This window comes from Paraburkholderia sp. JPY419, assembly GCF_050435705.1.
Lineage (GTDB): Bacteria > Pseudomonadota > Gammaproteobacteria > Burkholderiales > Burkholderiaceae > Paraburkholderia > Paraburkholderia youngii.
In genome coordinates, this window is sequence record NZ_JBNDKV010000003.1 from 327,266 (window position 1) to 347,440 (window position 20,175).

The 20,175-nt window shown below is 60.9% G+C and carries 17 protein-coding genes and 1 pseudogene; 15 read left to right on the plus strand and 3 right to left on the minus strand.

Going from position 1 to position 20,175, the window contains the following annotated elements; genetic code table 11:
- Nucleotides 1-7: 7 nt before the first annotated feature.
- The 11 genes and pseudogenes from QFZ91_RS25000 (at nt 8) to QFZ91_RS25050 (ending at nt 9,952) form a co-directional block, all read left to right on the plus strand.
- The gene (locus tag QFZ91_RS25000; RefSeq protein WP_429568808.1) at nt 8-679 is read left to right on the plus strand and encodes an amino acid ABC transporter permease; all 672 of its coding nucleotides are present in this window, start codon (nt 8-10) and stop codon (nt 677-679) included.
- A 10-nt stretch (nt 680-689) separates the two neighbouring features.
- Complete coding sequence (locus QFZ91_RS25005; protein ID WP_429524560.1) at nt 690-1,352, plus strand: amino acid ABC transporter permease; 663 nt, start codon at nt 690-692, stop codon at nt 1,350-1,352.
- A 37-nt stretch (nt 1,353-1,389) separates the two neighbouring features.
- Complete coding sequence (locus QFZ91_RS25010; protein ID WP_429568809.1) at nt 1,390-2,268, plus strand: dihydrodipicolinate synthase family protein; 879 nt, start codon at nt 1,390-1,392, stop codon at nt 2,266-2,268.
- A 51-nt stretch (nt 2,269-2,319) separates the two neighbouring features.
- Nucleotides 2,320-3,336 (plus strand): 4-hydroxyproline epimerase, encoded by a 1,017-nt coding sequence (locus tag QFZ91_RS25015; RefSeq protein ID WP_368718797.1) that lies wholly within the window; start codon nt 2,320-2,322, stop codon nt 3,334-3,336.
- Complete coding sequence (locus QFZ91_RS25020; protein ID WP_429568810.1) at nt 3,333-4,622, plus strand: NAD(P)/FAD-dependent oxidoreductase; 1,290 nt, start codon at nt 3,333-3,335, stop codon at nt 4,620-4,622. Before QFZ91_RS25015 ends, QFZ91_RS25020 begins: the two co-directional genes overlap by 4 nt.
- Nucleotides 4,623-4,645: 23 nt before the next feature.
- Entirely contained in the window at nt 4,646-5,719 is a 1,074-nt protein-coding gene (locus tag QFZ91_RS25025) for a proline racemase family protein (protein ID WP_429568811.1), read from the plus strand.
- A gap of 2 nt (nt 5,720-5,721) precedes the next feature.
- Nucleotides 5,722-7,200 (plus strand): aldehyde dehydrogenase family protein, encoded by a 1,479-nt coding sequence (locus QFZ91_RS25030; RefSeq protein WP_429568812.1) that lies wholly within the window; start codon nt 5,722-5,724, stop codon nt 7,198-7,200.
- A 12-nt stretch (nt 7,201-7,212) separates the two neighbouring features.
- Nucleotides 7,213-8,244 carry a proline racemase family protein gene (locus QFZ91_RS25035; protein WP_429568813.1) on the plus strand — a complete coding sequence of 344 codons (1,032 nt, stop codon included), beginning with the start codon at nt 7,213-7,215 and terminating at the stop codon, nt 8,242-8,244.
- Between the two features lie 72 nt (nt 8,245-8,316).
- A complete protein-coding gene (locus QFZ91_RS25040; protein WP_429524555.1) occupies nt 8,317-9,024 on the plus strand; it encodes a GntR family transcriptional regulator in 708 nt (235 codons plus the stop codon).
- A 156-nt stretch (nt 9,025-9,180) separates the two neighbouring features.
- Nucleotides 9,181-9,735 (plus strand): annotated as a pseudogene (locus tag QFZ91_RS25045) (SDR family NAD(P)-dependent oxidoreductase); the annotation flags it as partial.
- Entirely contained in the window at nt 9,668-9,952 is a 285-nt protein-coding gene (locus QFZ91_RS25050; protein WP_429569134.1) for an SDR family oxidoreductase, read from the plus strand. The pseudogene QFZ91_RS25045 and the gene QFZ91_RS25050, both read left to right, overlap by 68 nt.
- Nucleotides 9,953-10,449: 497 nt before the next feature.
- Here QFZ91_RS25050 and QFZ91_RS25055 read toward each other — a convergent pair whose 3' ends face one another.
- Entirely contained in the window at nt 10,450-11,166 is a 717-nt protein-coding gene (locus tag QFZ91_RS25055; protein ID WP_429569135.1) for a helix-turn-helix transcriptional regulator, read from the minus strand.
- A 519-nt stretch (nt 11,167-11,685) separates the two neighbouring features.
- Between QFZ91_RS25055 and QFZ91_RS25060 the strand changes: the two genes are divergently transcribed.
- A protein-coding gene (locus tag QFZ91_RS25060; protein WP_429568748.1) for an IS3 family transposase occupies nt 11,686-13,238 on the plus strand; the annotation gives its coding sequence in 2 pieces (ribosomal slippage) (nt 11,686-12,148 and nt 12,148-13,238; 1,554 coding nt in all).
- 367 nt (nt 13,239-13,605) lie between these two features.
- On the opposite strand, the gene QFZ91_RS25065 is transcribed toward QFZ91_RS25060, so the two are convergent.
- A complete protein-coding gene (locus QFZ91_RS25065) occupies nt 13,606-14,751 on the minus strand; it encodes a succinylglutamate desuccinylase (RefSeq protein WP_429568814.1) in 1,146 nt (381 codons plus the stop codon).
- Between the two features lie 93 nt (nt 14,752-14,844).
- Nucleotides 14,845-15,816, minus strand: a complete 972-nt coding sequence (locus tag QFZ91_RS25070) for an ornithine cyclodeaminase family protein (RefSeq protein ID WP_429568815.1) — start codon at nt 15,814-15,816, stop codon at nt 14,845-14,847.
- Nucleotides 15,817-16,051: 235 nt separating this feature from the next.
- Here QFZ91_RS25070 and QFZ91_RS25075 point away from each other — a divergent pair, with 235 nt between their 5' ends.
- From QFZ91_RS25075 to QFZ91_RS25085, 3 genes are all read left to right on the plus strand, one after another.
- Nucleotides 16,052-16,840, plus strand: a complete 789-nt coding sequence (locus QFZ91_RS25075) for an ABC transporter substrate-binding protein (RefSeq protein ID WP_429568816.1) — start codon at nt 16,052-16,054, stop codon at nt 16,838-16,840.
- 99 nt (nt 16,841-16,939) lie between these two features.
- Nucleotides 16,940-18,181, plus strand: a complete 1,242-nt coding sequence (locus QFZ91_RS25080; protein ID WP_429568817.1) for an NAD(P)/FAD-dependent oxidoreductase — start codon at nt 16,940-16,942, stop codon at nt 18,179-18,181.
- A gap of 97 nt (nt 18,182-18,278) precedes the next feature.
- Nucleotides 18,279-19,400, plus strand: coding sequence for an aminotransferase (locus QFZ91_RS25085; protein WP_368719127.1), 1,122 nt, complete (start codon nt 18,279-18,281; stop codon nt 19,398-19,400).
- The last annotated feature ends 775 nt before the right edge of the window (nt 19,401-20,175 follow it).

The following is a 20,175-nucleotide window of genomic DNA, read 5'->3' on the forward strand; positions in this document are numbered from 1 at the left end:
GCCCGCGATGAACTACCACTTCGATTTCGGTTTTCTGGCGGGAAGCGCGGGCGCCTTGCTCGCCGGTCTCAAGGTCACGCTTGAACTGGCCATCGCCTCCAACGTGATGGGGCTCGTGCTGGGCTTCTTCCTGTGTCTGCTCGCGATGAGCCGGTGGACCGCTGTTCGCTGGCCCGCTCAACTCTTTATCGAGTTCTTTCGATGCACGCCGGCGCTGCTGCAGATCGTCTGGTTCTTCTACTGCATTCCGATGATGGTCGACGTTTTCATCGACCCGATCATGATGGGCGTGATGGCGCTCGGCCTGAACCTGACGGCTTTCAACGCCGAGGCCTATCGGGCCGGTGTGCAGGCAGTCCCGAAAGAGCATCTCGATGCCTGCATCGCGCTCGGACTAAAGTCCTGGCAGCGCACCTTTTATGTGGTGCTGCCGCAGGCGCTGCGCAGTACGATGCCCGTGCTGATGACCAATGGCATCGGCAGCCTGCAACAGAGCGCGCTGGTGGCCATCGTGGCCGTCGCGGATCTGATGTATGTCGGCAAGAGTCTCGCGACGGAAGCATATCGTCCGCTCGAAACCTACACGCTGGTCGCACTCATTTACTTCGCGCTCTCGCTGCCGATAGCAAGGCTGGTGCATGTGATCGAGCGTCGTCAGGACCTCGCCGTCCGCCGTTGAGGAGAAGACCATGCACCTCGAATTTTCCGCCGTGCTGCCGTACTGGCTGGTATTGCTCAAAGGTCTCGCTCTCACGGTTGCATTCACGAGCAGTTGCGCGGTGATCGGAAGCCTCGCGGGGTTCGTTCTGAGCCTGTTGAGAATGTCGCCTTCGCGATGGATGAAAGCCGCGACGTCGCTGTACGTGGAGTTCTTTCGCGGCACGCCTTTGCTGATCCAGCTTTTCTGGGTGTATTTCTGCTTCCCCCTGGTTTTTCGCGTGGAGATTCCGCCGTATCTGTCAGTAGTGATTTCGCTGACGCTGTACATGGCGGCTATCACCAGCGAAACATTCCGTGGCGCGCTGAAGTCGATTTCGGCCGAGCAGCATGACGCCTGCATCGCGTTGAGTCTGTCGGCGCGCGCAAAGATTCTCTACGTGATCTTTCCACAGGCGCTGCTGCGCGCGATTCCGCCGCTGCTGTCGAACATCGTGAGCCTGTTCAAGGAGAGCGCGTTGATTTCGTCCGTCGGTGTCGCCGACCTGATGTTCGTCGGCCAGAGCATTTCGACCAGCACCGCGCGGCCGGTCGAGTTTCTCACCACCGTCGCGATCATTTACTTCCTTGTCGCATTCCCGCTGACGCGTCTCGTCGGCGTGGTCGAGACACGCCTGCTTTCGCGTTTTGCCTGATAACCCAACCAGTCCATCGTTAAGTGGAGAAACAATCATGCAGATGAAGGGAATCCTGCCCGCACTCGTGACGCCGTTCAACGCCTCGGGCGCCGTCGATCACGACACCCTTGCCAACATCCTCGAATTCCAGCTCAAGGCGGGCGTGACGGGCTTCGTGCCGTTGGGTTCGACGGGCGAATACTATGCACTGACGCACGAGGAACGCCGCGCGATCCTAAAGACCGTGCGCGAAGTGGTCGGCGGGCGCGGCACGCTGATCGGCGGCGCGAATGGTTCGAGCACACGCGAAGTGATCGAGCAGACACGTCTGGTGCGCGATGCGGGCTACACGAACGTGCTCATCGCGCCGCCGTACTACGCGCTGCCGTCGCAGGAAGAACTGGTCGGCCACTACGAGGCGATTCTCGAAGCGGTGCCCGACGTGAACTTGATCCTCTACAACTATCCCGTTCGGACCAACGTCGAAGTGGGCTTCGGCGTGCTCGATGCGTTCAGGGACCATCCGCGCCTGGTGGGCATCAAGGAAAGTAGCGGCAATCTGCTGCGCGCCATCGAGATCGGTGAGAAATACAAGGGCAGCTACCAGCTGTCGTGCGGTTCCGACGACCAGGCGCTCGACTTTTTCCTGTGGGGCGCAACGAGCTGGATTTGCGGTCCCGCAAACTGCTTCGTGAAGCAGGTCGTGGATTTCTATAACAGGTTCGCTGCCGACGATATTCGCGGCGCGCAGAACGTCATGCGCTCGCTGTTCCCGGTCATGGCGACGATGGAAGCAGGCAAGTTCGTGCAGAAAGTGAAGTATGGCTGCGAGCTGGCCGGCTTCAAGGTCGGCGCCGCACGCATGCCGTTGAAGCCGCTAACCGACGAAGAAAAGGCCGACTTCCGCGCTGTTTTCGAAGCGGTGCAGTCCTGACGACCGCGCCGGCGGATCAGGCCGCCGGCTTTTCTCTTTCGGGACAATCGAATGAGCAGACACCGTTTCGTGAGCATCGAAGGGCATACGGAAGGTATGCCCGTGCGCATGTTGATCGAAGGCATGCCGGCCCTCGAAGGGGCGACGATGGCAGCGCGCCGCAGGGCGTTCGTCGAAAGCCACGACTGGATTCGTCGAGCACTGATGCTCGAACCGCGCGGACATGCACATATGTCCGGCACGCTGCTGTATCCGCCCGTTTCCGCCGACGCGGATATGAGCCTGCTGTTTATCGAAACTTCAGGATGTCTGCCGATGTGCGGCCATGCGTCGATCGGCTCGATCTCGTTCGCGCTCGAAGCGGGACTCGTGCGGCCGAAGTCGCCCGGCACCGTCGTCGTGGACGTGCCTGCGGGCAAGCTTCACGCGCGCTACGAGATGGACGGCGAGCGGGTAGCGTCGGTGCGCTTCACGAATGTGCCGAGCTTTCTGCTGCATCGCGATGTCGAGATCGTGCACCCGCATTTTGGACGACTGACGCTCGATATCGCATATGGCGGAAACTTCTATCCGATCGTCGAAGTCCAGCCCAACTTTCCCGGCTGCGAACACTTCTCACCGGAGCAGCTGCTTATGTGGGGTCGCCAGATGCAACGGGCGGTGAACGAAACGCTCGACGTGGTCCATCCGGACGACCCGGCCATACGCGGCGTCAGACACGCGATGTGGACGGGCGCGCCCGTCTCGGATGACGCCGATGCGCGCGCGGTCGTGATCGCCGGCGACAGTCTGATCGACCGCTCGCCATGCGGCACGGGCACCTCCGCCCGCGTTGCACAGCGCTACGCACGCGGATTGCTCGCGCAAGGTGAAGCTTTCCGGCATCAGAGCCTGATCGGCAGTTGCTTTACGGGCCGCGTGGAAACCACGACGAGACTCGGAAACGGTCTGGACGCGGTGTTCCCGAGCGTCGAAGGACGTGCGTGGATCACCGGGCGGGCAGAACATTATGTCGACGATACCCAGCCCTATGCTCATGGTTTCAGCCTGCAGGAGTACGCGAATTGAACGCCGTTCCTCGCGACACTGTTTCGCGTGACACGCTGCCTGCGAGCCGGGAACCCGCTTTCGTGATCGGCGGTGGCATCGTGGGCGTGTGCTGCGCGCTCTATCTGCAGCGCGCCGGATACGCCGTCACGCTGATCGACCCGGAAGCGCCCGGCAACAGCACGGCGAAGTGGAGTTGCGGCCAGATGGCCGTGAGCGAAGTCATTCCGCTGTCGAAGCCCGGCGTGCTGATGAAAGTGCCCGGCTGGCTGTTCGACCGCAAAGGACCGCTATCGCTTCGTCCCAGCGCGTTGCCGGGCATCGTCCCGTGGTTCGTGCGCTTTCTGATGTGCGCGCGGCACGCGAAGATCGTCGAGATTGCCCAGTCGATGGCGACGCTGACGCACGACGTCTACGCAGACTTCGCGCCGCTGCTCGACGCTTGCGACGACAAGACGCTGATGGGCGAGCGGCCGATCCTCGAAGTATTCGACGATCCCGGCGCGCTCGCACACGAGCAGCCGCATCTGGATCTGCGCGAGTCGCTCGGCTTCAAGTCACAACGGCTGAACGCGAAGGAAATCGGCGATCTGGAACCGGCGTTCGCAGGCAGGTTCTCACACGGGCTGATGTTTCCGGACTGGCGTGCAGTGAGCGACACGATGGGCTTCATCGCGGCGCTCACGGCGAGTTTCATCGCGCAGGGCGGCCGCCGGATTCGCACGGAAGCGGATCGCATCGACGAATCGAATGGCCAGGCGACGGGCGTCACACTGGCCAACGGCGAGCGCATTGCCGCCCGGCATGTGATCGTCGCCGCAGGCACGGGCGCGCGGCGCTTCTTCCGTTCACTGGGGATCGACGTGCCGCTGACGGGTATCGCCGGATATCAGGCCGTCGTCTCCGACCCGGGCGTGGAAATCCGCCACTCGACGATCTATGCGGACGGCGGCTTCTGCTTCACGCCGATGACGCGCGGTCTGCAGATCGGCGGCACGATCGAGTTCGCGGGCCACGGCGCCAAACCGGATTTCAGGCGCGCGGACATCATTCTCGACAAGGCGAAACGCGTGTTGCCGCAGATGCGCACGTCGCATCTCGAATACGGCGTCGGCTATCGCCCGTTCCTGCCGGACACGAAGCCGATCATCGACCGTTCGCGCAGACTGTCGAACGTGTTCATGGCATTCGGTCACGGGCAACTCGGTCTCACGCTCGGCGCAACGACGGGACGACTGATTGCCGATCTCGTCGCGGGACGGCCGACGAAACAGGACCTCGCACCGTTCAGTGCTTACCGCTTCTAGAGATCACCATCACGGAGAACACGATGCGTTGGAACAGGACGTTCACGATGGTCGGATGCCATGCCGAAGGTGAAGTCGGCAACGTCGTAACGGGAGGGCTGATCGACGTGCCGGGCAGCACGATGTTCGAGAAGATGCTGTATCTCGAAGAGCACGCAGACGAGCTGCGCAGGATATGTCTCTTCGAGCCTCGCGGCTCGGTGAATCACAACGTCAATCTCATATTGCCCGCCACGGATCCTCGTGCGCAGATGGGTTATGTGATCGGTGAATCGACAGAGTACGTGGCGATGTCCGGCTCGAACACGATGTGCGTCGCCACTGTGCTGCTCGAAACGGGCATTCTGCCGATGCGCGAGCCCGTCACGGAGCTGGTGCTGGAGGCGCCCGCTGGACTCATTCATGTGAAATGCGAGTGCTTGAATGGCAAAGTGACGCGCGTCGAGTTCACGAACCAGCCTGCTTTTGTCGCGCATCGGGATGCCTATGTCGAGGTACCCGGCGTCGGCAGCATCGCGATAGATGTTGCATACGGCGGCATGACGTATGCCCTGGTCGACGCGCAGGCGCTCGGCTTCGATATCGCACCCGACGAAGCGCGAGACCTTTGCGAGCTCGGCCAGAAAATCAAGGCGGCCGCGGTCGAGCAGTTGCCTTTCTCGCATCCGCTCAATCCTCTGATCAAGGGCGTCACGAATACGCAGTTCATGGGCCCGTTGCGGCGGGAAAACGGCAAGCTGTTTGCACGCAACACCGTCGTCGTGTCGCCGGGGCGTTGCGACCGTTCACCGTGCGGCACGGGAACGTCGGCACGCCTTGCGGTCTTGTACGCGCGCGGTCTGATCGACGTCGGCGAAACCTTCGTCCATGAATCGATCACGGGATCGCGATTCGAAAGCCGCGTCGCGGCGACAACGAAGGTCGGCGATTACGCGGCCGTGGTGCCCGTCGTGTCCGGTCAGGCGTGGATCACTGCCATTTCGCAGATCGGAGTCGATCCGACGGACTGCTTCCAGACGGGCTTCACCGTGGACGACACATGGCTGGAAGCAGTCGACGACAAGCTCATCAAATCGCGTCAATCAACTTCAAACTGAACATGAAATCCTACGATCGACTTTTCATCGACGGCCGCTGGGTCGCGCCCGTCCACAACGGCAGCTTCGACACGATCGACCCCAGCAGCGAGCAGGTACTCGCCAAAGTGGCCGCTGCGACGGCAGAGGATGTCGACCTCGCCGTGCAGGCGGCGCGCAAGGCGTTCGACGCAGGTCCGTGGCCGCGCATGCGCGGCGCCGAGCGGGCCGCTGTGTTGCGACGGATCGGCAAGGGCATTCGCGACCGTCTGCACGAACTGGCCGAAATCGAAGTGCGCGACAACGGCAAGCCGCTGCCCGAAGCGCTGTGGGATCTCGGCGACGCGGCAGGCTGCTTCGAGTTCTACGCCGGCCTCGCCGAAACACTCGACGACAATGCCGAGCAACCCGTCGCGCTGTCCGACGACCGTTTCACGTCAGTGGTACGCAAGGAGCCGATCGGCGTGGCGGGCGCGATCATTCCGTGGAATTTCCCGATGCTGATGGCGGCGTGGAAGGTCGCGCCGGCGCTGGCGGCGGGATGCACGATGGTCCTGAAGCCTTCCGAGCTGACGCCGCTGACGGCGCTCGAACTCGCCGGGATTGCGGCGGCGGACCTGCCGCCCGGTGTGCTCAACATCGTCACGGGCTTCGGCAAGGACGCGGGCGCGCCGCTCAGCGAACATCCCGGTATCGACAAGCTCGCGTTCACGGGCAGCGTGCCGACGGGCAGCCGGATCATGCAGGCGGCCGCGCGGGACATCAAGAACGTCAGCCTCGAACTCGGCGGCAAGTCGCCGTTCATCGTCTTCGACGACAGCGATCTCGACGCGGCCGTCGAATGGATCATGTTCGGCATTTTCTGGAACCAGGGCGAGGTGTGTTCGGCGACGTCGCGCGTGCTGGTAAAGCGTGGCATTTACGCGCGGCTCATTGAGCGGCTCGAAGAGGAAACGCGCAAAATCACCATTGGCAACGGGCTCGATGACGGCGTGCTGCTTGGGCCGATCGTCAGCAAGGGGCAGTACGACAAGGTGCGCGAAGCGGTCGAGCGCGGCAAGCAGGAAGGCGCGCGGCTGGTGACGGGCGGCGGACGGCCCGCGCATCTCGACACGGGCTACTTCATGGAGCCCGTCGTGTTCGCGGACGTGCCCGAAGACAGCTGGATCTGGCGCGAAGAGATTTTCGGACCTGTGGTCTGCGTGCGGCCGTTCGATACCGAAGACGAAGCAGTGCGCACCGCGAACGACTCGCGCTTCGGTCTTGCCGCAGCCGTGATGTCACGCGACGACGCGCGCTGCGAACGCGTTGCGCGAGCGCTGCGCGCGGGCATCGTGTGGATCAACTGCTCGCAGCCCACGTTCACGGAAGCGCCCTGGGGCGGCTACAAGCAGAGCGGCATCGGACGAGAACTGGGCGTGTGGGGCTTGAACAATTATCTCGAGACCAAGCAGATCACGCGGTACGGTAGCGACAAGCCGTGGGGCTGGTACATCAAGTAAGTCGAGGCGATCATGCGCTGGAAGAAAACGCTGCAGCTCGTCGACGTGCATTGCGAGGGCGAGATCGGCAAGGTCATTACGGGAGGCGTCGTCGGCATTCCCGGTGCGACCATGCTCGACAAGATGAACTACATCAACGAGGTCGACGACAGCCTGCGCAGACTCGTCGTGCTCGAGCCTCGCGGTTGTTTGCAGATGTCGGTCAATCTGCTGCTGCCGCCGACGCGACCCGAGGCACACGCCGGCTTCATCGTGCTGCAGGCGGACAAGGCGCATCCGATGTCCGGCAGCAACGCGATCTGCGTCGTCACGGCGCTGCTCGAACTCGGCATGGTCGAGATGCAGGAGCCGGAAACGACTGTGGTGCTCGATACGCCGGCGGGTCTGGTGACCGCTCGCGCAACGTGCGCGGATGGACGTTGCGTGAGCGTGTCGCTTGATATGGTGCCCGCGTTCGTCGAACAACTGGACTTCGCTTTCGAGACACCGCAATTCGGAGCCATCAGGGCGGACATCGCCTTTGGCGGGGTCTATTACGCGCTGATCGACGTGGCGCAAATAGGGCTCAGCATCGCGCCCGAAAACGCACGCGCGCTCGCCGAGCTTGGCGTTGAGTTCAAGGGCGTGATCAACCGGCAGATCCGGATCCAGCATCCGCTGTATCCGCAGATCAACGAGGTCGCGTACGTGATGTTCCGCAACCGGCTCAGCGACACGCTGTACCAGACCTGCACGACGCTGCCGCCCGGACGCGTCGACCGGTCGCCGTGCGGGACGGGCAGTTCGGCCCACCTCGCGACGCTCGCGGCGCGCGGCCTGGTGGACATCGGCAGCCGGCTGAAGTCGCGCTCGACGATCGGCGGTGAGTTCGACATCGAACTGCTGGGGAAAACCGAGGTGGGAGGCAGGCCGGCGGTGCTCCCGCGAGTACGCGGCCGCGCGTGGATATATGGCATCCAGCAGATTGGAGTCGATCCCGACGATCCGCTGGCAGCGGGTTTCATGCTCAGCGACACGTGGGGCTCGGGTTTTCCGAAGGTCTGAGGGGAGATGCGCGCGATGGTAAACTTGACCGCGCGCCCGTCTTTCCGGGCCCACGACGACTGCGGTGAAACGATGAGCAAAGGTACGAGCGAGACAGAGACACAGGGTCGCCGGCACGGCGGACGGTACATCTACGAAGAGTTGCGAAAGCAGATCCTGACGCTGCAGCTCAAGCCCGGTGCGCCGCTGGACGAAGTGTCGCTGGCCGCGCAGTTCGGCCTGTCGCGTTCACCCGTGCGCGATGCGCTCGCCAGGCTGATCAGCGAGGGTCTCGTGACCATCCTGCCCAACCGGACGACACTCGTCACGCCGTTCGAAATCGAAGAATTCCCGAAGTACATCTCCGCGCTGGACCTGATCCAGCGCGCGGTAACCCGGCTTGCCGCCCAGCACCGCACGGACGCAGACCTTGCACGCATCCAGAAGGCCGACGACGTCTACATGCAGGCGGTCGATAGCGGCGACTTCCAGGCGATGTCGGAAACAAACAAGGCATTGCACATGGCCATCGCGCATGCCGCGAACAATCCGTACTTCGTCGGTTATTACGAGCGTCTGCTCGGCGAGGGGCAACGGCTGCTGCATCTGCATTTCGACTACACGGTCACGTCACCGACGGTGACGAAACTCGGGCGTGATCACGCGGAATTGATCGACGCGATTGCGCGCAAGGACGCTGAGGCGGCGGAAAGGCTTGCGCACGAGCACACGATGTTGTTCCAGAAACGCTTCCTCGACTACATGCGTCAGAACATGACGGAATCGATGGCGTTGTTGTAACCGGCGGTAGAAGCGCAGGTCCTTGAGGTTGTTTTTCGACAATCCGCGATTGGTATGTCCGAGTACGCTTCAGAGCAGGTAGCGGGGATGCGCCGCTACCCGCAGCGGTACACATAAAGATTCCGATGCTGTGCGCGACATGCGAGTCAACCGTCCTTGGAAGGAGCGGCACTTGAATCAAACACTTCATGGGCAAAATGTTCTTGTCACAGCGCTTCGGGCGGCATTGGCGCGGCGATCGTCGAGGGGCTAGCCTTGGAGGGCGCGCGCCCGGTTATTCACTACGAACGTGACCGCAAAAAGGCGGAGGCGCTCCTCGAGCGCATTGGCGGCAATGGCTTCATCGTGCAGGGCGACCTGGCTACTTCGGACGGAGCATTCGAACTGTGGCGCGCATCGGTCCAGGCTGCAGATCGCATACACGGCCTCGTCAATAACGCCGGAATACGCACTGAGATTTCCGTGGATTCGGAGCCGGATGAGTGGCGTGCGGTCTGGCAGAAGGAGTTTCAGGTCAACGTGTTCGCAGCGGCAAATCTTTGTCGCGAAGCGATCAGGCACTTCCGACAGAACGGCGGCGGGCGCATCGTCAATATGTCGACCCGCGCGGGTCAACGGGGATATGCGGCCGACGCGATGCCTTATGGCGCGACGAAGGCAGCGCTTGCGAACCTCTCGAAGTCTATCGCGCGTTCATTCGGTGCCGACGGCGTTACAGCCGTGGATCTCGCCCGGATGGGTTTCCACCGAGATAGCAGAGGATTACATCGCAAAGCATGGCAAGTCGTCGGTCGTTGCCGATATTCCAATTGGCGAGATTGCCACTCCGTCGGAAATTGCCGAACTTGTCTGCTTTGTATTGAGACCGTCACAAGCTTCCCTTAACGGGGCGACCCTCGACGTGAACGGTGGTAGTTACATTCGATAGATTGCTTCTCACCCCGTTCCGAGTTGCCCGGCCGTTGGCCGTATGAGCCGCGAGGCGCGCGTGGCCCAGCAACGTAACAGTTTGGCATAATTGAAGTATCACAATTATAGAGGAATCCTATATACGTTCTTCCGTTAGAGTGATGATCCACGAGGTTTGCGTCGGCCTTGTGCGCATCTGAGTGCGGTGAGCTCGGCTCGCGATGCTGGCCGTCTTTCCCTACGTCCGGGGCAAGGGTGCCGTAGCCTGGGCTCGTCCGCCCACAACCTTTCGCAGCAGCGCGAAAGTTACCCCTCTACGGCAATAAGTGAGTTTCCCGTTCCAGCGAGAAACTCCCCGGGTTGCTCTTCGGCGTGAAGTACCACATGCAGTGGGGCGCGTTGAAAATAGCGGGCGGCGCCGACGTCAAGGAAATATCTCACTTTTGGGTCGGTGTACGGTAAGGGCTGCTCGCAATGCGCCGAACTCGCGTCGTACTGCTTGCGGATCCGCGCGTATCAAGCTGCCTCACCTCGTAGATCCCTGATATGCTGGTAAACAGTGGCTCGCCCCATCCCCAGTACGTTGGCTACATAGTTCGCAGCGCTCTTGCCCTTGAAGGCTCCCTGTGCCCAAAGCGCTTCGACCAGTTCGCGGCGGTGGTCGCGGGTTAGCGAATTTAATGCCAACTGGCGTTCCTGCAGCCACGTGTGAAGGAAGGTATTGATGCGCTCCTGCCAGTCGTCCCTGAACAGTTCATCAGGCTGCTTGACTACGCCGGCGCCTGAGATCACGCGATCGATGACATGCTTCATGTCCTCGAAGACCGCGATGTTGTAGTTCACGCACATCACGCCAACGGCCGTACCGGTGTCGTCAAAGAGGACGGTGCTGACGCAGCGCATGCGTCTACCATCCCAGTTGATCTTTTCATACGCCCCGACGGTGCCCGACGCTGCTGAATGATCAATCTCCTCCAATGCGGATTCGTCGCCGATCTCCCGCTTGGACAGGTTATTGGCAATGTAAGAAACCGTCTGACTTTGCAGGTCGTGAATCACTATCTCGACGTACGGGAAAAACAGCAACGCGATACCGTCGGCGACGCGACTGTATCGGTCCAGCAGAAGGTGGCGGGTAGCGGTTGTCTTGGGTTTTCGCATAGGGGTTTCGAGTTTCGGGCAGTGTGCACGTGTTTCCGCGGCGGTGCTGCAAATCTGCGAGATGTGTTGCATTTTGCCATGAGCGACGCCCGGCTTTAGCGAGGCTGGCCGCCCGGCTGAGGCGAGGCGATACGCGCATTGGTCCAGATCAGTCATGAAGCAGTTTGCCGTCGATGCGTTCTGGACGCGCTGCGTTCCCACCAATCATCGCTATGCGCTGACCGGGCGCAGCGACAGCAACGTGCGCCCGTGCGCCCGTGCGATCAGAACTCCGGCTGTGCTTGCGCTGATGCGCGTACGTTGCGCTGGAACGTTACCGTCGCAAGCGACTATCTCCGCGATAGTCTCGCCGTGCTCAACCTGGTCACCACATTCCGCTTTCCATGAAATCACTTCCGCGACCGGCGTCGCGATGTGCGCAACAGCATTGAGCGCAAACACCTGTGGGTCGAAGCCGACGGCCTCGACGGCATCGCTTCTGACGATACCTTCTGCCTGTAATAAATGGACAAGGCCGGCCCCCCGGCGTCAGAATAGATGTCATGTTGTTTGATTCTTAGACATGGTCCGGGGGCGGTAGAATCGGGATGAATGAAAGCCTACCCAGAAGAAAGAAAAGAAGCCCTCGTGCGTCGCATGATGCCGCCGGAGAATGCGCCGGTGTCGGCGCTAGCACGAGAAACGGGGATTACCGAACAGACGTTGTACACGTGGCGCCGACAGGCGAAAGGACAAGGGCTGGCAGTGCCGGGCGACGGGAAGAACCCCGAAGGATGGTCTTCGGAAGACAAGTTTGCCGTAGTGCTGGAAGCCGCCCCGCTCAACGCAGCGGAGCTGGCCGAGTATTGTCGTCGCAAAGGTCTATACCCCGAGCAGATCGCTGCGTGGCGGGCTGCCTGCCAGGCCGCCAACGCGAATGCTGCCGAGCAGGCGCGCGAGCAGCGTCACCAGTCCAAAGAGGACAAGCAGCGCATCAAGCAGCTCGAGAAGGAATTGCAGCGCAAGGAGAAGGCTCTGGCGGAAGCGGCGGCGCTGCTGATTCTCAGAAAAAAAGCCCAGGCGGTCTGGGGGGACAAAGAGGACGATTGATCAACGTCCCGGATCGCCTGATGTGTATATCGTTGATTCGCGAGGCGGTGCAGTCGGGCAGCCGGTTGGAGAAGGCTTGCAAGGAGCTGGGCCTGAGCCTGCGCACGTTCCAGCGCTGGGTCCGTGATGGCGAGGCGGTGCGCGCTGATGGTCGGACCACGACCGAGCGGCCGGCGCCGCGCAACAGGCTGAGCGAGGCCGAACGGCAACAGATTCTGGAGGTGGCCAATAGCGCTGAGTTCGCCAGCTTGCCGCCCAGCCAGCTCGTGCCGAGCCTGGCCGAGCGCGGCGTGTACCTCGCGTCGGAATCGAGCTTTTACCGTGTGCTGCGAAGTGCCTCGCAGCAGCACCGCCGAGGTCGGGCACGGCAGCCTTCGTCACGTATGCCCACCAGCCATTGTGCGACAGCACCGAATCAGCTGTGGTCGTGGGACATCACCTGGTTACCGGCGGCGATCAAGGGCAAGTTCTACTACTGGTACATGGTGCTCGATGTGTTTAGCCGCAAGATCGTCGGTCACGAAGTCCAGGAAGCGGAATCTGCAGAACTTGCGTCGTTGCTGATGCGGCGCACGAGTTTGGCCGAGGGCTTGGCGGGACGTCCGCTGGTGCTGCACTCGGACAATGGCAGTGCGATGAAGGGTGCGACGATGCTAGCCACGCTGGAAAACCTGGGCGTGGTGGCTTCGTTCAGCCGACCGCGTGTGAGCAACGACAACCCGTACGCCGAGGCGCTGTTCCGCACATGCAAGTACAGGCCCGACTATCCGCGTAAAGCGTTCGCGAGCCTTGACGAGGCGCGCGCCTGGACGCAGCAGTTCGTGCGTTGGTACAACCACGAGCATAAACACAGCGGCCTGAAATTCGTCACGCCGGCGCAGCGTCATAGCGGCGTCGCCACTGCGGTGCTGGCACAACGGGAAGTCTTGTACGCTCAGGCCAAGGCGCGCAATCCGCAGCGTTGGTCCCGCTCGACTCGCAATTGGGAATTGAAGGATGAAGTCTGGCTCAATCCGGAGCGGATGCCGCCGGTCGAATTAAAGCAGTGCGCGTGAAGTGACATGACAACTACGTTGACGAACACCGCGGCGGCGGCAAGTTCGTCGCTGACGTCGCGCTGGCCGCGGCCAATCGAGGAATCAGAACACACGCCAAACTGCTTCAAAAACCTCCACGCGTCCCGGAACGCCTGATCGAACGTTCCTCCGCCAGCGTTATCTACGAGGATCAGAACGCGCGCTCCCATACAGCGACTCAGTGCTCTCGCGCGATCGTCATGATCCCAGGAGCTGTAAATATGCATAATCGCTGTCTTGTCACAATGCAAATGAATGACGGAGCAGTGCTACAACCCGCGTATCCACTGACCCGTCTCCTCTCACTTCGCTGTCGTTCCAGCGGAGCCATTGAATACAGCCAGAATCAAAAGTCGAGCAGGAGGCTGCCGCGATTTCTGTCCCGCACCGGACGCTCACCCGCGAGAAGCGCCGCTCGTTGTCCGGGGCGCACCAGCTTGTGCAGTTGTCTCACGATCATCAACCCGTCGACATCGCTGAGGATTCGCACACGCTCGTTGAACGTTCCACCGTCGAGGCGAACCACTTCGGCAATGACCTCGCCGGCACTGACCGGGTCACCCGGTGCTTTGTAGTAGACGATGACACCGGCGACGGGGCACTGGACGTGAGACGCACCATCGAGCGGAAAGACCGCAACCGGGCCAGCGGCAAAGTCGGCCGCTGTGGGGACTTCGGCCGTCAGTACGCCCTCGCGAGACAGAAAGCGCAGCAGATTTGACGCATCTCTCGAAGCCAGTTCGTCGCTCACGTCTGCCTGTCCGCACAACTCGATGGTCGCGCTAAAGCCGCTCTCGTTTTCGGATAGGAGACCTGCCGCCTGTACCGTTCCCCAGCCGCTGGAATGCACCTGATCGAAAGCTCCGCCGCCAGCGTCACGCGGTTCAATCAGAGCGACCGGTGCGCCCATGATTTCCGCAAGTTCTGTGGCCCGCTGACGCTGAAGTTCAGAGGCATAAACATGCGGGACGCAATCCGTATCGCAATGCAGGTCGAGCACGATGTCATGCTCGATCGCCAGTCTGGCGAGTTCCCGCTTCATGACTTGCGCCGGGCTGGTCGCAACAATCTGAGCCAGGCTGTCAGCAAATAGCGCTTTCCACTCGCCCGGCGTCATCTTGCCATCCCGGGCGTTGGCGATGTGTGCAGCTACCCGCTCATCGAGAAGCCGGAAGTTGCGATTGAAGTTCTCGCCGTTATCAAAGTCGAAGCGGCCAGCAATTGGCCCGAAGAGCCGTTGCGACATACCGATCGGATTCGCGTAAGGCACAATCGTCACGAAGCCATCAATCGCACCGGCCGCATAGAGCTGCTGAAGCTGCTCAAGCAGATGCTGAAGCACGAGCAAGCCGGGATGTTCGTCGGCATGAAGCCCAGCATGCAAATAGGCACTGCGTCCGTTGGACCGGTTGCCAAACTGGTGAGCCACGAGATTAAGACTGACACCCGGGGCGGGCGAAGGTAGCGGAATGTCCAAACGCCGGTAGCTCATCAATGCTCCTGTGCCCGTCTGAGGACGTGTCTGAGATAAATCGGGATCTGCCGATACCTTGATATTGAAGCCGGCGACCGAGCTGGCGGCGCATCACGCGGCGTGTTTTCCACCCAGATATCTGAATAGCTCGAATGCAATGGCCACGTCTTCGAGGCCGAGCCCAATCGAGCGGAAAAACGCGTGTTTTTGATAGGACGGCTTTTTCGCCGCACCGGCTACAAGTTCTGCCAGATCGCCTGAGACGCTTTCGGACGACCAGCCATGCCGCTCGGCGGCCAACTTCATTTCGCCAGCGCTGGATGGGGTAGTCCGCCGGTAGTCGCAATAGACATCCATTTGTGGAATCCAAGCAGGCGGCATTTCGTGAGCATTTGCGGCGTTGGTGCTGATGGACGTAATGAGGGTGGGCTGGCTGAGCATGCCTTCGTTCAGCACGGGAGTGCCGGATGATGTGCATAGGGCAACCACATCGGCATTGCCTACGCAATCCTCTATCGTGGCGCAAACGGTAACACGTCCATCCAGAGCAGCGATCTCCGCGCGTTTGCCGGTGTTTTCTCGCAACTCGGGCGAAAACACGTGAATCGACTCCCATGGCCGCACCGTCGCCAGGTGGCGCAGATGAGCCTGCCCGACTGCACCTGCGCCGACGATCGCGAGCGTGCTGGCATCGGTCCTGGCTAGCTCATCCACCGCGAGCGCGGTGGCGCCGGCCGTGCGCTCTGTTGTGAGCAGGCCCGAATCACACCACATCAGAGGCTGCCCAGTTTCCATCGACATCAGCGCGGTCCAGGCGGTGATAACGGGTTTCGACGGCGTGATGATGTATGGCGAGAGCTTCGCCCCGAATACTTTGGCACCCGCCATGACGCCGAGATACGTGATGAAGTCTCCCTCTCCGCCGGGAAAGAGCGTCAGCGTCTGCGGCGGCTGCACGGCCGTTTCTTTCGCGAGCGAGCGGAACATCCGGGTCAACGCATTGCGCACATCCAGATGGGGTAAGGCCTGGCGAACGGTTTCCTGACTGACGATGAGGGGGAATACTGCGGGCGTGGTGCTCATTCGAACTGCTCTCCGGGACGTTGCCGACCATCGGCGTTGGAGGCAATTCTAAGTCAAAATGTCCAATCTGGAATGTTATTGTTGAAAAGTCTTGCTTTTGTTTTAGTCCAGAATAGACTGTCGTTCCAGAGAGGGCAGACGGCGTTTCTTCCGGCAGCCGCGTGCAATCTCTCCAGGCAGGCACTCGGCGGTCATTCGCGCCGCATCGGCGATCCCAACCACATAGGGAACCATCATGCTTCAGAAGATTTCACTCTCGCTTTTCGTCGCGGCTTCGTTGCTCGGTTCGGTCGGCAGCGTCAGCGCGGAAACCCAGGATACTTTGCGATTCGGCATCGAGGCAGCCTATCCGCCGTTTGAGAGCAAGTCGCCTGCGGGCCAGCTGCAGGGCTTCGACATCGACGTCGGCAATGCCGTCTGCGCCAGGATGGGCGTGAAATGCCAGTGGGTCGAGAATGCGTTCGACGGGCTGATTCCCGCGCTGCAGGCCCGCAAATTCGACGTGATCAATTCGGCGATGAATATCACTGATAAGCGGAAACAGAGCATCGACTTCACACGGCCCATCTACATCGTGCCAATCGTTATGGTGGCGAAGCGAGGTTCCGGACTGCTGCCAGACGTCAAGAGTTTGCAGGGCAAACGCGTGGGTGTGCTGCAGGCATCTTCACAGGAGGATTTTCTGAAGCGCCACTGGGCGACTGCGGGCGTATCGATCGTCTCCTACGCTGACCAGGATCAGGTGTACGCGGATCTGGTTGGCGGGCGCGTCGACGCTGCCGTTCAGGAAGCACAGACGGCACAGGACGGCTTCCTGAGCAAGCCGGCAGGTCATGACTACGCCGTTGTAGGGCAGCCGCTCAGTGATCCGGCTACGCTTGGTGAAGGCACCGGTTTCGGTCTGCGCAAGGGCGACAGGGCGCTTCTCACCAAGGTAGACGCTGCGCTCGACGCGCTGAAGAAAGATGGCACCTTGAGCGCGCTTTCGCAGAAATATTTCAAACGCGACATCATAGCGAGATAAGGGCGCGTCAAACCGGTGCGGGATGGCTCCGCACCGGCCTCGCGGGCGCGAGGTCGTATTCACGCGCCCCGTCGGGACAGGGAAGAGCAGAGCGAGTCTATGGATTTTGATGTCATCGTGCTGGGGGCCGGGATCGTTGGCGTATCTTCTGCGCTGCATCTGCAGGATCGTGGGCGGCGCGTGGCGCTGGTCGATCGGCGCGGGCCGGGTGAAGAAACCAGTTTCGGCAACGCGGGACTGATCGAGAGTTCGTCAGTTGTTCCCTACGCGTTCCCGCGCGACCTGGCCACGCTGCTGCGCTACGCACGCAATCGTTCGACGGACCTGTACTGGAACTATCGCGCGCTGCCTCATTTCTTCACCTGGCTGGCGCGCTTCTGGCGGGAGTCGTCTCCCGAGCGGCTGATGGTCGCGGCGCGAGACATGCTGCCCTTAATACGCCAAAGTGTTGCTGAACACGAGTTGCTGATCGAGCGTGGCCGCCTTGGGAGCCTCGCTCGTGACAGTGGCTGGATCGAGGCTTTCCGCAGCCCGGCGGAATTTTCAAGGCAAAGAGCCGCGGCCGAAGTTGCGGCGCGTACTTATGGATTGCGGGTCACGGTACTGGATTCGATCGCGCTCGGGACGCACGAGCCTGGCGTTGCGGACAAATTTTGCGGCGCGTTGCACTGGCAGGACCCGATGAGCATAGTGAATCCTGGCAAGCTCACGAAGGGCTACGCGCGTCTGTTTGAAGAGGCTGGCGGGACGCTGTTGATCGGTGATGCGACCACACTAAAGGCCGAATCGGGCGGGTGGAGTGTCGAGACATCGTCGGGCACGATCAGCGCGAGCGAAGTGGTCGTGGCGCTGGGGCCGTGGTCGGATCAGATCTTCCAGCCGCTGGGATACCGCGTCCCGTTGCGAGGGAAGCGCGGCTATCACATGCACTATCAACCGACGAGACCGCTTCTGTCGATGCCGCTGGTCGACTCGGAACAAGGCTATGTGGTCGCGCCGATGGAGGGCCGCCTGCGGCTGACTACGGGCGTCGAGATTGCCAGACGCGATGCGAGACCGACAGGCATCCAGTTGGAGCGCGCGGAGCGTACTGCCCGACCGATATTTGGTCTCGGTATGCGTATGGACGAGGCCCCGTGGCTCGGCCTGCGTCCTTGCACGCCTGACATGCGGCCGGTGATCGGGCGCGCGCCTCGTCATCACGGACTCTGGTTCGCGTTTGGGCATAACCACCATGGGTTGACACTGGGGCCCGTGACGGGACGTTTGCTAGCGGAAATGATGACGGGCGCGCAACCCTTCGTCGATCCACATCCGTTCCGCCCCGAAAGGTTCGGCTAGTTTCCGTCGCTTGAATGAAGCGGCTCATGTGAACACACGAGGGCAGCGCTTCAGTTGCCTCAAACACTCGCACATATTTGAAGAACAGGAGAGCGAAATGAAGATCAAGGACTTCGGCGTTGAGCGCTGGATGGACCTATATGAAACGAAATGCACGTACAACCTGGCTGAAACCTGCGTGGAATCGCTGACCGTCGACCAGTTGCTGACCCTCACGGGCAAGCAGGACAGCATTCTTGACGAACTTCGCGGGCTCAAGCTCACTTACGGTGCCATCGAAGGTTCGGCCCGATTGCGTGAAACGATCTCGGCGATGTACACGAATCAGTCGCCCGATAATCTGATCGTGACGCACGGCGCGATTGGCGGTAATGCGCTGGTGTACGAGACGCTCGTCGAGCCGGGCGACACGGTCATTTCGGTTCTGCCTACCTACCAGCAGCACTACTCGATTCCGGAAAGCTACGGCGCCGACGTACGAATTCTGAAGTTGCGTGAGCAAAACGGATTCCTTCCAGATCTCGATGAATTGCGCAGTCTGGTTAATGACAGAACCAGGCTGATCGCGATCAACAACCCCAACAATCCAACTGGCTCCCTGATGGGCGAGCAATTTCTCGCCGAGATCGGCGAGATTGCGCGATCATGTGACGCTTACGTGTTGTGCGACGAGGTCTATCGCGGCACTGATCAGGAGGGTAGCGGCTATACCGCTTCAATCGCTGACGTGTACGAACGCGGCATCAGCACCGGTAGCATGTCCAAAACCTATTCGCTGGCGGGTCTTCGGCTCGGTTGGGTCGCCGGACCGAAAGATCTGATTCGTGCCGTCGCGATTCATCGCGACTACAACACGATCAGCGTCGGTATGATCGATGATCACTTTGCGTCCATTGCGTTGGAGAATCGCGCGGCGATTCTCGCTCGCAACCACGACATAGTGCGGACGAACCTTGCGATCGTGGATGCGTGGATTGAAAAAGAACCTGCCATCTCATACGTCAAGCCGAAGTCCGGAACCACGGCGCTACTGAAGTATGACCTGCCCATGTCTTCGCGCGAGTTCTGCATCGAGTTGATCGAACAGACTGGCGTGATGTTGACGCCGGGCAGTGCGCTTGACATGGAAGGGTATGTGCGCCTTGGATACGCCAACAACCGGACAGTGCTGGAAGCGGGGCTCGCCAAGATCTCACAATTCCTGGCGCAAAGAGGTTGATCTCTTAATGGTGACAGGTCCCATCTCGCTATAGCCAACCTACGGCGCCTGAGGCTGACCTTGAGCAGCCTCAGGCGCCGGTGATCGACGTTCCTTGACCGTCTTTCGAAGGGCGGGGGTTGCTACGATAGCGGGAGTCGCCTTCTTTGCGGCCGCTCTCCTTCTTGTACCGCGTGTCGAGCACACTGAGGAAATACGAAAACTGCATCCGCACTCGATCAGATCGGAGTTCCCCAATGAGCTGACTAGAACACGTGGACAGAGAAGGCTGCGTGTACAAGTGCTGGAGAGCGCGGTGGGTGTATTTGGGGTTGACAGTACCGATCGCACTCGATATTTTTCTATGGTCCACTTACTACCGGTCCAGCTTAAGAGGTTGTCGAGTTTCTCATGCTCGACTCCCCGTCATATCTCGAAGGTCTGCTGCTTGGCGCTGGGCTCTTTACCTCGGTTGGTCGCAAGGACGCGCTCGTCATCAGGGCGTCACTTAGGACGCGCCATCTTTATCTCATAGCCTTACTATGGGGAACTGAAAGTCAAGCCCGGTTCTAAACATTCAGCTATCCGAAGTAAATCTCCTTATCCGGTCTCTATGGCCAGCCTGCGCGGTCACCTACCATGAGCAGACGCAGACTGGCCGTAGAGACCGTTGCGTAAAGGGCGGTATTGACGCTCATCGCGTGAACCTTGTTGCAGCCCGGCATGTCAATGTCATTCAGGTCAGGGCGTCTGTTGACCGGTCAGTGCCGGGTCGACCTTCTATCCGTGCCGGCCT